Origin of the sequence: Desulfovibrio sp. 7SRBS1 (assembly GCF_049723905.1) — a bacterium.
GTDB lineage: Bacteria > Desulfobacterota > Desulfovibrionia > Desulfovibrionales > Desulfovibrionaceae.
Genome location: NZ_JBJKFD010000001.1, coordinates 2,675,815 through 2,687,791, shown reverse-complemented (window position 1 = coordinate 2,687,791; position 11,977 = coordinate 2,675,815). Strand labels below are relative to the sequence as shown.

General features: G+C 61.5%; 10 protein-coding genes. 3 read left to right on the top strand and 7 right to left on the bottom strand.

Annotated elements, in window-relative coordinates; genetic code table 11:
- Nucleotides 1-4: 4 nt before the first annotated feature.
- The gene (locus ACI0FJ_RS12190) at nucleotides 5-688 is read right to left on the bottom strand and encodes a response regulator (RefSeq protein ID WP_424306558.1); all 684 of its coding nucleotides are present in this window, start codon (nucleotides 686-688) and stop codon (nucleotides 5-7) included.
- A gap of 394 nt (nucleotides 689-1,082) precedes the next feature.
- Here ACI0FJ_RS12190 and ACI0FJ_RS12185 point away from each other — a divergent pair, with 394 nt between their 5' ends.
- The 3 genes from ACI0FJ_RS12185 to ACI0FJ_RS12175 all read left to right on the top strand — a co-directional run bounded on the left by ACI0FJ_RS12185 (nucleotide 1,083) and on the right by ACI0FJ_RS12175 (nucleotide 5,866).
- Entirely contained in the window at nucleotides 1,083-3,671 is a 2,589-nt protein-coding gene (locus tag ACI0FJ_RS12185; RefSeq protein ID WP_424303764.1) for an ATP-binding protein, read from the top strand.
- A gap of 135 nt (nucleotides 3,672-3,806) precedes the next feature.
- Nucleotides 3,807-4,550, top strand: coding sequence for an SIMPL domain-containing protein (locus tag ACI0FJ_RS12180; protein WP_424303761.1), 744 nt, complete (start codon nucleotides 3,807-3,809; stop codon nucleotides 4,548-4,550).
- A 20-nt stretch (nucleotides 4,551-4,570) separates the two neighbouring features.
- Nucleotides 4,571-5,866: an SLC13 family permease gene (locus tag ACI0FJ_RS12175; RefSeq protein WP_424303758.1), complete on the top strand. Its 1,296-nt coding sequence runs from the start codon at nucleotides 4,571-4,573 to the stop codon at nucleotides 5,864-5,866.
- A 54-nt stretch (nucleotides 5,867-5,920) separates the two neighbouring features.
- On the opposite strand, the gene ACI0FJ_RS12170 is transcribed toward ACI0FJ_RS12175, so the two are convergent.
- From ACI0FJ_RS12170 to ACI0FJ_RS12145, 6 genes are all read right to left on the bottom strand, one after another.
- Nucleotides 5,921-6,811: a hypothetical protein gene (locus ACI0FJ_RS12170; RefSeq protein WP_424303755.1), complete on the bottom strand. Its 891-nt coding sequence runs from the start codon at nucleotides 6,809-6,811 to the stop codon at nucleotides 5,921-5,923.
- On the bottom strand, nucleotides 6,808-7,260 hold the full coding sequence (locus tag ACI0FJ_RS12165; protein WP_424303752.1) for a hypothetical protein: 453 nt from the start codon (nucleotides 7,258-7,260) through the stop codon (nucleotides 6,808-6,810). The genes ACI0FJ_RS12170 and ACI0FJ_RS12165 overlap by 4 nt, the downstream gene beginning before the upstream one ends.
- 233 nt (nucleotides 7,261-7,493) lie before the next feature.
- Nucleotides 7,494-7,679, bottom strand: coding sequence for a hypothetical protein (locus ACI0FJ_RS12160; protein ID WP_424303749.1), 186 nt, complete (start codon nucleotides 7,677-7,679; stop codon nucleotides 7,494-7,496).
- A complete protein-coding gene (locus ACI0FJ_RS12155; RefSeq protein ID WP_424303746.1) occupies nucleotides 7,676-7,987 on the bottom strand; it encodes a hypothetical protein in 312 nt (103 codons plus the stop codon). Before ACI0FJ_RS12155 ends, ACI0FJ_RS12160 begins: the two co-directional genes overlap by 4 nt.
- Before the next feature lie 141 nt (nucleotides 7,988-8,128).
- The gene (locus ACI0FJ_RS12150; RefSeq protein ID WP_424303743.1) at nucleotides 8,129-9,874 is read right to left on the bottom strand and encodes a hypothetical protein; all 1,746 of its coding nucleotides are present in this window, start codon (nucleotides 9,872-9,874) and stop codon (nucleotides 8,129-8,131) included.
- Nucleotides 9,875-9,886: 12 nt separating this feature from the next.
- The gene (locus ACI0FJ_RS12145) at nucleotides 9,887-11,962 is read right to left on the bottom strand and encodes a right-handed parallel beta-helix repeat-containing protein (RefSeq protein ID WP_424303740.1); all 2,076 of its coding nucleotides are present in this window, start codon (nucleotides 11,960-11,962) and stop codon (nucleotides 9,887-9,889) included.
- Nucleotides 11,963-11,977: the final 15 nt, after the last annotated feature.

Genomic DNA, 11,977 nt, shown 5'->3' with positions numbered 1-11,977 from the left:
TCAATCAACCCCGGAAGCGATATCCCACGCCTCTGACTGTTTCAACGAATTTGGAGTATTGGCCTATCTTTTGGCGGAGCCGCCGCACATGGGTATCCACGGTGCGGGCGTACCCGTCGAATTCATAGCCCCAGACGGAGTTGAGCAGCTGGTCGCGGGTCTGGACCCGTCCCTGGCTGCGGATGAGCTCCGAAAGCAGTTTGAATTCCGTGGCGGTCAGCTGCACTTCTTCCTCGTCCACCTCCACCTTGTGGGCGTCGAGGTCCACGGCCAGCCCTTCCAGATTCCAGATCTGGCGGGTCGGCTCGGTGGCCGTGCTGCGGCGCATTATCGCCTTGACGCGAAGGATCACCTCGCGGGGGCTGAAAGGTTTTACCACGTAGTCGTCGGCACCCAGTTCCAGACCGACAATGCGGTCCACCTCTTCACCTCGGGCGGTGAGGATGATGATGGGTATGGTTGCTGTTTCCGGTACTTTTTTCAGTTCCTTGCAGACCTCGAATCCGTCCATGCCGGGCAGCATCAGATCGAGCAGGATGAGGTCCGGTGTGTACTGGCGGGCCTTTGCCACGGCGGAAGCGCCGTCGGCGGCTGTAATCGGCCGGTATCCGGCTGCCTCGACATTATATTCCAATAAACCCAGAATATCTTCGTCGTCTTCGACGATCAATATGGTTTCCTTGGGCATCTTCATTCTCCCTCATTTTGGAGTAATTCATTTCATGCCGAGATTACGATTTGACGAATCGAATGTTACTATTTGGTTACAGCCGGTGGCAAGCACTGGAAAATGTATGGGTTTGTCCCCTTTTTCTCGCTGTAACAAACAAGTAACATATTCTGGACCAACTGAAGATTGTGTTTGGGGGAAAAAGACCGGCTGAAGAGGAAGGAGGCGCCTTTGGCCCGGCAGAAGGCGGCACTATGTTTTAAACGCTTTTCCAATTTGTAGGAAAATAGTAATACTTCCACTTTCAGGTAGGAAACGCGGCAACATATTGCGCGAGTTGGGACACGTCGAAAGCCGGGCAGGGGGCCAGCTGGGTTTGCAAGACGTGCGGACATGGTTCGGCGGGAGCGCTATGCAGGTTTTTACTCGGTACGGAGCCGGATTAAAGCTCAATCGGCTTGCCCTGACAGGGGCGGCGCTGGTTGTCTTCTGGCTTGTTCTCGGTGCCGGATGCCGACAATATGACGACGTCGGGAAGGCCGACCTTACGCCGCAGGAACGGCAGTGGCTGCAAGAGCACAAAAGCGAACTTATCGTGCAGTTCGACCGCAAATTCTCTCCCATGGAATTTCTCAACCAGGAAAATGAATTCGACGGGATGGCCAGTGACCTTTGCCGCTTGCTGGAAGAAGCATTGGGCGTCCGCTTTACCTACCGCCCCTCCACCAGCTGGACAGATCTGCTCATGTCCATGCGGGAGGGCAGGGCCGCCATAGCCCCCACCGTTGTCGGCACGTCCGCCCGGCGGGAATACATGAACTTCACCACGCCCTATATCACCCTCCCCCTGGTCATCATCACGTCCAAAGGCTTCAGCGGCGGGCAGAATCTCGAAAGCCTGCGCGGTCGTAAGGTCGCCGTTGTCAAAAACTACGCAGCCGTCCACTATTTGCGGAAACACTACAAAGACAGCTTCGATATTGTGGAGGTGCCGACCATTCAGGTGGGACTTCGCGACGTCTCATTCGGTGTGGTCGATGCCCTGGTGGAGAATCTGGCCGTGGCTGCCTGGTGCATAGAAAAGGAAACACTGCCCAACCTCAAGGTGGCGGGCAGTGTCGGATTTGAATACAAGCTGAGCATCGGTTCGCGCAAAGACTGGCCCATGCTGGGGCACATCCTGCAAAAGGGGTTGGACGCCATTCCGGAGTCCCGCCTGCACGATGTTTTTCACAAGTGGATATCTCTGGATGTGGGCGGACGATACGTTCCGGAATGGCTGGCGAAGGTGGCCATAGGGCTGTTGGCTTTGCTGGCGGCGGGCGGTGCGGTGGTCGTCATGTTCAACCGGATATTGCGGCGCAGGGTCGAGCGAAAAACCCGGGCGTTGCGCCGGGAACTGGATATGCGGAAACAGACCCAGGAGGCATTGCGCCTGGCCGAGGATCGGTACCGGAGTATTTTTATGAACGCTCCGGTTGGTGCGTTTCGCATAACCCTCGGCGGCAGTTTCATAGACATCAATCCGGCGTTCTGCCGCATGTTGAACCTGCCGGGGAAACCGTCGCTGCAAAGCGGAGGCAGACCGGACGGGTTGGGACAATATCTTCCCCGCCAGGGGCTCATGGAGGTGCTTTCCCCGCTGCTGTCGGCGAATATGGCGGTGATACGGGAAGTCTGGCTTGCCAAAACCACGGGCGAAATTTTCCAGGCCCGGATGTGGCTGCGGGCCGAACGTAACGGGAGCGGAAGCGTCATGTACGTGGACGGATTTGCCGAGGACGTTACGGAGCGGCACCGGGCCAAGCAGATCATCATCGAAGCCAGGGACGCTGCCGAAGCGGCCAACCGGAGCAAAAACGAATTCCTGGCCAATATGAGCCACGAAATCCGCACGCCCCTCAATGGTATTTTCGGCATGCTCCAGCTTTTGGAGATGAGCGAACTGGACGCGTCGCAGAAGGAATATGTGCAAATGGCCCGCACAACCGGACGGCGCCTGCTGGCCATTCTTTCGGACATTCTGGATTTTGCCAATATCGAGGCGGGGCGCGTCCGCATAGAGGAATCCCCGATGAATATCCGGGAGGTGGTCACGGAAGTGGCCGAAAGCTTCGCCACCCAGACCGACGAGCAGGGCGGCAACGGACCGGATATCCGTTTGCAGGTGGCTTCCTCGACTCCCGAGGAAGTGCAGGGCGATAGCGGGCGGTTGCGGCAGGTGCTGTTCAATCTGGTGGGCAATGCAATTAAATTCGCCCAGGATGGCCGTATTGTCATCGAGGCGTTTCCGCTTCCGTACGGACGACGCGGCGAACGGGGATTGATCTGTTTTTGCGTCTCGGACCAGGGCATAGGCATTGCCGACGATCGGTTGGAAGACGTGTTTACACCGTTTGCCCAGGGGGACAGCTCCTCGCGCAAAATCTATCCGGGCACAGGGTTGGGGCTGGGCATCGTGCGCAAGCTGGTGGGGATGATGGGCGGCACCATCAGCGTGGACACCAAGGAAGGGCGCGGCACGGACATGTATTTTACCATCCTCGTCCGTATGCCGGAGCAGGAAAGCGAGGCCTTGGCCCTGGCATCCACAGCGCCCCTTGCTGAGTGCGTATCGGATATTGCCGCGGCAACCGGCCGAAAGATCATTGTGGCCGACGACGATCCCACAAGCCTGCGCATTCTGGTCAATGGCCTGGAGGTGCGGGGACACGCGGTCTATATGGCCCGCAACGGGCGCGAGGTGCTGGACCTGCTGAAGGTCCACTCCGTGGACTGCATTCTCATGGACGTCTACATGCCGCTGATGAGCGGTCTGGACGCGGCGGAAGCCATACGTTCCGGCAAGGCCGGGAATTCGGATGTGCCCATCATCGCCCTGAGCGCCTATTCCGTGGCCGGAGACCGCAGCCGTCTGCTCAAGACCGGGATGAACGAGGTGCTGTCCAAGCCTTATGACTTCGAGGCGTTGTCCGAGGTCATGGACAGGATTTGTCAATAACCCCGCCCGGCTGGATATTTGAGCAGTTTCTTTTTCCCGCCTCTTTCCATTATGCTTGGCCTGAAGTACAAGAAAAAGCAGGTTTGATACTACCCGGATGGCTCAAAGTGTCCGCACAAGACAAGGAGTCTTTCTATGGAGAGCAAAGGAACCCGCGACGGGTTGTTTTTCATGGGATTTTTTCTGGCCGCATCCATCGTGTTCGCGGCCTGGATTTCCACCAATACCATTTTGCAGGTCAAGGCCCAGGAAAAGACCATCAAGGTAAAGGGCGTGGCCGAAAAGATCGTGCGCGCGGACAAGGGCGTTTGGGGCGCCACGGTGCGCGCCCGCGGAAACGATCTCAAATCCGCCTATGCAACCCTGAACAGGGACATGAACAAGGTGCTCGTGTTTCTGAAGGAATCGGGCATTCCCGAAGAATGGACAGGAACCTCCCCGGTCCGGACCATGACCATTAATGTCTACGACCGGCAGGGGCGCCCCACAGGGGACGTCGCAGGCTATGAGATGGAACAGGAAGTACAGGTCGGCTCGGACAAGGTGGAGGCCATCCGCGACATTGCCAAGAAAAGCTCCAGCCTTATCAGCCAGGGCGTGGACCTCATGGCGCGCTCGCCGGAATATTTCTGCTCCGACCTCACAGGCGTGAAAAACGAACTTATCGGGCAGGCCACGCGCAATGCCCGCGAACGTGCCGGGCAATTCGCCTCGGGCAGCGGCCTCAAGGTGGGCCAGCTCAATTCGGCCCAGCAGGGCGTGTTCCAGATAACGCCGCCCGACTCCGTGGATGTGGCGGGCTACGGCATGTACGACACCTCCACCATAGAAAAGAAGGTCCGTTCCGTGGTCACGGTGGAATTCACCATGGCCCGCTAGGCCGGGAACGCCGCTCAATAGTGGACGCCGTGCTTGTTCTGCAGATGCTCCGGGGACGTCTGCCCCTGGTCTGCCTGTTTGCGGGCGGGTATCTGGTCTACCGTCTGGTGGCGGTCCACGACCTGACCGGCCGTGTGGTGCCGCATCTGTTCGGCAAGGCTGGCACTGCCGGCAGTACGCGCAACGCCGGACTGGGCCGCGTGCTTTGGGGGCTGCTTCTGGCTCCGGCCCTGCTCTCCTTTTTTCTGCCCAACGCCATCAGCGTTCTGGCTCTGCTCCCGCTGGCCCGCAGCCTGCGGGAGGGAACGCCGGAAAGCGACGCTCCCGGCCAATCCACTGTCCAATCGCGCAACGCCGCCACCCTGGCCTGTTTGTGCATCATCTGGGGCGCGAACATCGGCGGCATGGGGTCGCTCATCGGCAGTCCGGCCAACCTCCTTCTTCTGGCCGCACTGGATGTTTTCCAGATGCCCCAGGCAGGCCAGATAACCTTTGGCAACTGGTTTGCCTGGAGTCTGCCACTTACCGCCACGCTGCTGGTCCTGGCCTGGATATGCGCCCGTTACGTGGCCGTTCCCCTGTGCCGCATCCGCGCCCTGGTGGTGCCAGCGGCCGATGTCTCCGACGCTTCCGAGGGGCTCGCTTCTCCTGCTCAGCGCCGGGCCTTTGCGCTCATTGCCGCCTTTTTCCTCTACTGGCTGCTGGACAGTCTGGTCATGGCCCTGCATCTGCCCCTGTATCTGGCTGCCCCGTCACTGCGGGCCTTGGCGGCATTCGTCTTTACCTGCGTCTTCGTGGCCCTGTGTTTCCGCACGTATTCCGGCTTCCGCCTGCTGCGTCCGGCCGACTGCGTCACCGGTCTGCCCCTGCGCGGGTTGGCCTTTCTGGCCCTGGTGCTGGGCATCATGGCCGTGGTGCAGTTTTCCGGGCTGGCAAAGGAAACGGCCCGAACTCTGGAAGTCCGGGCCGTGGGAATGGCGCCTCTGCTGCTTATTCTTTCCATGTCCCTCGGGGTGATGTTTCTTACCGAGGTCTTTTCCAACACGGTGGTGGCAACCGCCTTTTTCGGCATTGCCGCCACCTTGGGCCACGCCTTTCCGGGTGGGCCGCTGCCGCTTATGGTGGCCGTGTCCTGCGCCTCCACCTGCGCTTTTATGACGCCCGTGGCCACGCCTGCCAATGCCCTGGCCTTTGGGGAAATGCGCGGGGCCCGGTTGCCAATTCTGCTGCTTGCGGGGCTGCTTCTCAACATTCTTTCGGCATTGACCATGAGCCTGTGGCTGCCTTTGGCTGTCCCGTTCGTATATGGGGGCTAGGTTGGTCGGGCTGCTGATAAAGGCGCGATAGGTTCGTTGTTTCGTTTTTTTTCGTTACCAAGAAAACGAACTCAGAGCATTGTTCAGCAGGCCATATCCGGAGCGCAAACGTGCGTCCGAAAGGCTGCCCAACTGGCTGCCCAGCGAAGCGTATCGCCCCGCCGCATTGCCCAGCCCGGAAGCAGCCGCGCTGTACAGCCGCATGGCATCGTCGGACGTATCAGAAGGCAGGCTGTAGCTGGGCGTGCGCAGGCCCCCGGAATAGTAGGTGGACGGCGTGCTGCCCAGCCCCAGCACGGCAGAACGCAAGGCCTGCGTCTGGTCCCGCGCCCGGTCCTGTTCGCGCTCTGCGGCCAAAGTCCGGGCCGATGCCTCGGCAGCCGTTGCATCCAGCCCGGCCAAACGGTCCATGTATTCGGTCATGGCCGGGTCCAGTCCCAAGCTCTCAGCCTTGCGATGGCCTGCCTCGCGTTCCTTGGCAAAGGAACTGCGCACGTTGGCGCTGGCACGTCCCATGGCTCCGGGAATGTCCGGGTTCACGCCTTCCAGGGCCTCCTGCGTCAGCGCTTCTTCCACTGGGCGCAGCCGCGCCATGCGGTCCAGCGAGTCATTGACCACTGCTTCCTTGAGCGGACGGTACAGGCTGATGTCCTTTACCGCGTCCGTCACCTGGGCCTGTTTCAGCGGCCGGTAAAGCCCCATGTCGCTGCGGTATTCCCGCGCCATGTCCTCTTCCAGCGGACCGTACAGGGATTGGTAGCGGTCCCATTGTTCCCTCGCCAGCTGGGCCTGTTTTTGGGAAAGGCCGGTCTGTGCCTGGGCCGCGGAAGCCATCTGATCGTAGTATCCCTGGCTCTGGTTCGCGGCATTGGAGGACCGGTTGTAATCGAATATGGACCCGGCAAGTCCTGTCAGGCCGCTCAATGCGCCGCCTATGCCGCTCATTTCAACCCCCTCAGGTAGTCTTCCAGGTGTTCGTCGTGGATCATGCGCCGGATGTCCGGCGAGACCTGCCGCATCCATTCGTAGCCGCCCACAAGGTAGGCGCACTGGCCGACAATGCCGCCTATGGCGTCGCGCAGCACAAAGGAAAGTGTGCGTTCGTGCACGTCGCCGTCTTCCAAGGCGTTGGCGTCGAACCAGTCGTTGAAAAAGCCGCGTAGTACGGGGTGCAGTTCCCGCATGTACCGTTGGTAGAACGGGTTTTGCGGCAGTTCCACCAGGGCGCGCCAGAAGGCCCGGTTCACGGTTTCCGGCGTAACCTCCCGGTCGCCGTCCACCAGATCGTCCCAGGTCTGGGTAAGGGCGAACAGGTCGTCGCAGAACTTCACGGCCTGCATGTCGCCACGCAAAAAGCCCGTCATCTGTTCAAGCTGGGTAGTTGCTGTGTTCATGGTGTGAGTACTCCGTAGGCTGGGGGCGCTGCCCCCAGACCCCCGCCGGGGGAGATGATCTCCCCCGAGCCCCCGCATTACATGTCGTGTTTTCCGCAAGCGGAAAAACACAACATGAACACAGGTGGCGGGAAAGTATTCTCCCGACGGGAGCAGGTTGGAGGGTTTACGCAGAAATATTAGAAGTTTTTGGAAAAGGAGGGGGTGTGGGGGAGGAAAGAACCCTTTATTGCCTATTTCCTTTGAATCAGCCCCATCTCGTACAGGTCGCGAAGGGTGACGGCTTTGTCCTGTGGATTGCCGCGCAGTCCTTCGCGGACTTCGATGATCTCCTTGAGTGCGCGCAGTGCGGGTGCGGTCATGGGGTCGGCGCTGTCGGGTACATCGGGGATGGCTGGCAGGGTACGTCTGTTGTTCATTGGGTGATGATCTCCCACAGGCTGCTGACGCCGAGCATGATCATGGACGCGGCCAGTATGCTGGCAAAGCGCCAGATTTTGGTGCTGAATCCCTGGAAATCACGGTCCAGGGCGTCGATGCGGCGGGCGTGGTCTGTGCAGCGGGGCATGGCGGAGCCGGTCCGCAGTTCATCCAGATTGCTGGTCAGGTTGGCAAGCTGGGTTTCCAGCCGGATGAGGGTCTCGCGGGACTCCTGAGCCAGGGCACGCTGGCTTTCCAGCTCGCGCCATAGGCGGGTGCTTTGGTCGGCTGTCGGGCTATCGGTCATATCTGTCTCCGAACGTCTTTGGAGGTAAAATTCTTTGCTTCCTGTTCAAACGGTTAAAAGTTTTTGGAACGGGGAAGGGGGTTCGGGGGAAGGGGAAGAACCTTTTTTCAAAAAGGTTGTCCCCTTCCCCCGAGTTCCTTTTTACTCTCCCCCCAGTTCATCCACTGTCTGCGCCAACAATACCTGGGTAACGCGTGACGCGCCCTGCACTTCGATTTCCCAGCGCATGGCGTTGAAGCCAGCGGGCAGGCGTATGGGATCGGGGCTGGTGATGCTTTTTTCCAGCCGCAGCTTATCGTCCGCCAGAACGCGCAGGGTAACGGGGCCGTGGTCGAAGTCGCTGTCCAGCCGGGCCGCGCCAAAGCTGGCGGGCCGGGGCAGGGTGAATATCTTGGAGCGCCACAGGGCGGTCAGAGGCGTGGTGCCGTGCTCCCAGGCGCAGATGCGGCTTTGCCCTTCTGTGTCCGGCAGGTTGCAGTACATGGTATCGGTTTCGGGCGCGGCATAGGCGGCGGCTGCGTAGAAATCCAGAAACGTGAGCACGGGTGTTTCCGTGGAAAAGTCGAAAATGAGCCCGCCGCCCTGGGGAAAGGTTTCCAGCCAGGGCTGTCCGTCCATGGGCGAGGTGCCCAGGGCGGAGCCATTGAGCTGCGGCCCGTTGACCAGCGCAACAGGCGCAAGATCGGGCTGGGGCGGCTGGTCTTCCTGGCCTGTGGTGTAAAAGGTGAAGACCCGGCTGTCGTGCACGCAGCCGTGCATGGAGGTCGGGTTCAGTTCCTGCCATGCGTCCCGGTCCATGAGTGGTCCGGTTGCCAGCCGTCCGCCCTTGCTGCCGATGAAGTACAGGCCGTCGGGCGAGGGGTAGAGCACGCCGTCGTTCAGCGAGACCAGCCCGCCGGGCGAGACGCAGGCCTGCCGGTCGGGCAGGCGGGAGAGGCTCATGGCCGAGGGATGGTTGCCCGAAGCCACATATGGATGGGCCGTGGTGGCGGCCACCAGGGTGGCGCCGAACGAGCCCAGGGCCACGACGGGGTGGTCGGTGTGCAGGGCGTATTCCAGGGGCCAGGCCCAGGGCTGGTACGGCTCGGAAAAGCGCAGCTCGTTGTTGCTGAACCCGGCCAGGAAACCGCCGGGCAGGGAAATGATGCCGCGCAGGGTGGCGGGCGGCTCAATGTGGCGCTCGGTTTCCAGCACTTCGCCCAGCTCGTCGTCCGGGATGTTGTCGGCAAAGGAAAACTGCGTGGCCGGTATTTCCGCGCAAAAGCACCACTCCGCCGGACCTGAAGACGGCGCAAGGGTGCGGTAGATGCGGCGCGAGGCAATGTTCCAGCCGTCTTCCGGGGGCAGAAGGTTGAAGACATCCACGGTTTGTCCGTGGCGGGCTTCCAGCACGGGCGAGGGCGGACTGGGCGGGCCTTCCTCGTGCCATTTGTTGACGAATGTATAGACGTAGCTGAGGCTGCGCAGTTCGCCGTCGCCTCCCGATCCGGTCGCGGCCTGCGGCGGCATGGCAGGGGCGGGGACTCCCAGCGGACGGGTGCGCAGGGGATAGGCCTGGCCTGCTCCGTCCGCGGCCAGGTCCAGGTCGGTAAGGCGGGGTTTGTCCAGGCCGGAAATAACGGTCTGCCCCTTGATGGACGAAGCCACGGGCAGGCGGCAGCAGTCCACCCGGCGCGGCCAGTGCAGCCAGTAGCGGCCTTCCAGCAGGTGCAGGGTGCGGGTGACGCCCTGCTTGGCCGGGCGCTGCACTTCGGCATGGTTGCGCCACGGGACAAGCGCGCCGGAACCGGGCTTGCAGTTCAGAGCGCGCTGGGGCTGGGCCGGGTCCAGAAGGTGGGGATCGAGACGGGGCATTTCCCCGGTGAAGTTGGTTATGGCTATGCGCATGGCGTTGTCCGGTTAGGAGATGGTTCCGAAGTTTTTCCAGGTGCCGGGGGGGCCTTCCTGCACGCAGACCCAGCCCACGGGCTGGCCCGAGGCCGGCTTGCTGTTCCAGATGACCGAGCCTTGCAGCCAATAGCCGAAGGTGGGCGGGGCCGGAGCCGTGGTGAGCTGTATGGGTGGCCCGAACGGCTGGCTGTAGGTGGCGTTTTCAATGCCCAGCAGGCTGTGCGCGCGGCCCGAGGGCGTATCTTCCAAGGTGGGTGAACCCACGCCGCGTATGCGGATGCGTCCGGGGCGCAGGTCTGTGTAGACCGTGAACTTGCGGTTTTCGTACACCACCACTTCCACGGGCGCTGCCGCCACATGGGCGATTTGCTTGAGTATTTCCATGAGGTTGTCGTTGGACGTGCCGGGAGCGCCCAGCCCCCGGATGTGGATGGTGTCCACCAGCAGGGAGTCGGTGGAGTTTCCATAGGGCGCGTTGAAGGGCATGACCACGCAGCCGTTGATGGTATCGTTGCCCAGAAAGGTATTGGTGGAATTGGCCCCGCTGAGGACCTCCACGATGTGCCGGGGCCAGGACGATTTCGAGCCGTCATCCGGCCCGCCTTTCAGGAACACATTGGCCACGATGCGGTTGGAGAGGCAGTCGCCCTTGAGCACGATATGGCTGCGGCTTTCCTCGTCCGCGTCACGGCGGCCGTTGCGCCAGAATACGTTGCCGTTGATGGCCGTGCTGGAGGAATCCTGCAGCTTGAGCCCGCAGTTGTTGGCCGCGTCGATGACGTTGTTGCTGATGGTATTGGAGCGGCCCCGGTAGATGAAGATGGCGTCGTCGCACCATTCGAAGCGGTTGCCCTGCACGATGTTGAAGCCAGAACCTTCGCCGAACTCCAGGGCCTTGTCGCAACTCGTAAAGGTGTTGGCCGTGAACACGCAGTCGGTAAGGCTGCCCACAAAGGCCCAGCCGCAGGTAAAGAAGCGGCAGCCAGTGGCCTTGACCCCGCCGTACGAGGCATTGGAGCCGGACATGACGTGGTCCAGGTTTTCGAACTTGCAGTCGTCCAGATGGATGTGGCTGCCCGGCGTGGCGAAAAAGGCGTCCGTGGTGATGCGGCTTTGGCCGCAACGGAAGACCATGTCGCGAAAGGAACAGTTGTTGGCCCCGGAAAAGATGGGGCCGTGCTCGTTGGGCCGGTACTGGATGATGGTGGCCTTGCCTGCGTAGGAGGGTGCGGCCTGCTGATGGTCCTTGTCCCAGTCTATGTAGCCGCAGTCGGGTGCTTCGCCCCGTACCGCCGTGCCGTCGTTGAGATCGAGCACCGAGGATATCAGGTAGGTGCCTGCGGGCATGTGCACGCGCGGGCAGGCCAAAGCGCGGTTCAGGGCCAGGGTGTCGTCTGTGGCGCCGTCGCCAACAGCCCCCCACCATTGGGGAAAGACGCTCTGCCCGGCAAAGGTTCCGGCAACTGCGCCGTCGCCGTCGAAGATGCGGTACGGTCCGGCGGAAAGCACGCCGTTGACGGTAACGGTCTTGTCGGCCAGCACCCGGATAACCGCACCGTGGCGCGCATTGAGCGTGACGTTGGGCGGAATGGTCAGGTCCCGGCAGACCAGATAGGTGTGGCCTGCCGGAAGTTCCACATGGGCGCGGGCCGAGCCGATTTCGGCCAGGACGTAGGCCAGAGAGCCGGACACGGACGGATCGCCGTGGTCGGTGATGAACGGGTCGGCAGCCACGAAACGCATGTTCTTGAACACCGACGGGCTGGTCGCGTCCACGGCCTCGGTCTGGATGAAGCGGCCCAGGGAATCGGCAGTCAGGCGCAGCTCCACGCCGTCGCCCTGCTGAAAGGCGCAGGCCTCTGTCCCTTCCTGGCCGCGTGTCACGGTGAGGGTGTTGCCCTCGCGGGCCGTAACGCGCACGATTTCCACGGCATTGGCCGCCACCAGGGTGGCCTGAAAATGTTGTGCGCCATCATCCGAGAGTTGAGGAAAGTTCAGGCCGTCCTCCAGGCGGATGGTCGTGTCCCAGGGCGTTATGGCCTCGGACAGCCGGGTCGCGGCATTGTTGCTGAACAAAGCGGGCATGACAGTCTCCGAAAA

Coding starts and splice junctions, on each gene's coding strand:
- ACI0FJ_RS12190 (WP_424306558.1), bottom strand. CDS start 688: ATGCCCAAGGAAACCATATTGATCGTCGAAGACGACGAAGATATTCTG.
- ACI0FJ_RS12185 (WP_424303764.1), top strand. CDS start 1,083: ATGCAGGTTTTTACTCGGTACGGAGCCGGATTAAAGCTCAATCGGCTT.
- ACI0FJ_RS12180 (WP_424303761.1), top strand. CDS start 3,807: ATGGAGAGCAAAGGAACCCGCGACGGGTTGTTTTTCATGGGATTTTTT.
- ACI0FJ_RS12170 (WP_424303755.1), bottom strand. CDS start 6,811: ATGAGCGGCATAGGCGGCGCATTGAGCGGCCTGACAGGACTTGCCGGG.
- ACI0FJ_RS12165 (WP_424303752.1), bottom strand. CDS start 7,260: ATGAACACAGCAACTACCCAGCTTGAACAGATGACGGGCTTTTTGCGT.
- ACI0FJ_RS12160 (WP_424303749.1), bottom strand. CDS start 7,679: ATGAACAACAGACGTACCCTGCCAGCCATCCCCGATGTACCCGACAGC.
- ACI0FJ_RS12155 (WP_424303746.1), bottom strand. CDS start 7,987: ATGACCGATAGCCCGACAGCCGACCAAAGCACCCGCCTATGGCGCGAG.
- ACI0FJ_RS12150 (WP_424303743.1), bottom strand. CDS start 9,874: ATGCGCATAGCCATAACCAACTTCACCGGGGAAATGCCCCGTCTCGAT.
- ACI0FJ_RS12145 (WP_424303740.1), bottom strand. CDS start 11,962: ATGCCCGCTTTGTTCAGCAACAATGCCGCGACCCGGCTGTCCGAGGCC.